The organism is Azospirillum sp. BE72 (assembly GCF_031455875.1).
Taxonomy (GTDB): Bacteria; Pseudomonadota; Alphaproteobacteria; order Azospirillales; family Azospirillaceae; genus Azospirillum.
This window is the reverse complement of the sequence record NZ_JAVDTO010000051.1, coordinates 1-1063: the sequence shown is the minus strand read 5'-3', so window position 1 is coordinate 1063 and position 1063 is coordinate 1. Positions and strand designations below refer to the sequence as shown.

Here is a 1063-nt window from a genome sequence, read left to right as displayed (position 1 = left end):
AATCGCGGATCAGCACGCCGCGGTGAATACGTTCCCGGGCCTTGTACACACCGCCCGTCACACCATGGGAGTTGGCTTTACCCGAAGACGGTGCGTTAACCCGCAAGGGAGACAGCCGGCCACGGTAAGGTCAGCGACTGGGGTGAAGTCGTAACAAGGTAGCCGTAGGGGAACCTGCGGCTGGATCACCTCCTTTCTAAGGAAAGCCGACCCTGAATGGTCCGGCGCTTCAAGTCCGAATGGCGCTTCTCTGCCGCCGCCGGCGCATCCCTTCTCACGGTTCTCGACGTGCTCCTGCGATGGAGCACGGACGGGCTAGTAGCTCAGTTGGTTAGAGCGCGCGCTTGATAAGCGTGAGGTCGGAGGTTCAAATCCTCCCTGGCCCACCATGTTTAGCGATGGCGTGACCATCGGGGGCATAGCTCAGTTGGGAGAGCGCCTGCTTTGCAAGCAGGAGGTCGTCGGTTCGATCCCGTCTGCCTCCACCAGTTTCCGGAAGGACTGCTGGTGTCGATGGTAGAGGCGAGCCGCTCAGCTTCGAGGACCGTTGGAAGGAACCACAACACGGCAACGTGAACAGCAACGAGCGCGCAGCGCTCGTTGCTGTGTCCCTAACGGGACGGGATCATGGACAAGTGAAGATGAAGTGCAAGTGACCGAGGACGCTCCTCGGCCGGCCCAGACCCACAAGGTCAAAGCTGGCTGGGAGTAGCATCGAACGGCGGAAACAGCCAATCCTGTCGATTGGTTCGCGAGCAGGCTTGTTCCTGCGCGTGGCGCAAGCGTTTTCGTTGGAGTTGAGATCAAGCGTCTGAAGGGCATCTGGTGGATGCCTTGGCACTGAGAGGCGATGAAGGACGTAGCACGTTGCGATAAGTCACGGGGAGCCGCGAGCAGGCTTTGATCCGTGAATTTCCGAATGGGGAAACCCACCGCGCAAGCGGTATCCCACACTGAATCCATAGGTGTGGGAAGCGAACCCGGCGAACTGAAACATCTAAGTAGCCGGAGGAAAGGACATCAACCGAGACTCCGCTAGTAGTGGCGAGCGAACGCGGACCAG

At 59.6% G+C, this 1063-nt stretch carries 2 tRNA genes and 2 rRNA genes; all 4 read left to right on the top strand.

Features of this window, described 5'->3' with window-relative positions:
- Nucleotides 1–196: ribosomal RNA gene (locus J2Y49_RS32395) — 16S ribosomal RNA — on the top strand; the annotation flags it as partial.
- A gap of 116 nt (nucleotides 197–312) precedes the next feature.
- Nucleotides 313–389: transfer RNA gene (locus J2Y49_RS32390), tRNA-Ile, on the top strand.
- Nucleotides 390–412: 23 nt separating this feature from the next.
- Nucleotides 413–488: transfer RNA gene (locus tag J2Y49_RS32385), tRNA-Ala, on the top strand.
- Between the two features lie 313 nt (nucleotides 489–801).
- Nucleotides 802–1063: ribosomal RNA gene (locus J2Y49_RS32380) — 23S ribosomal RNA — on the top strand; the annotation flags it as partial.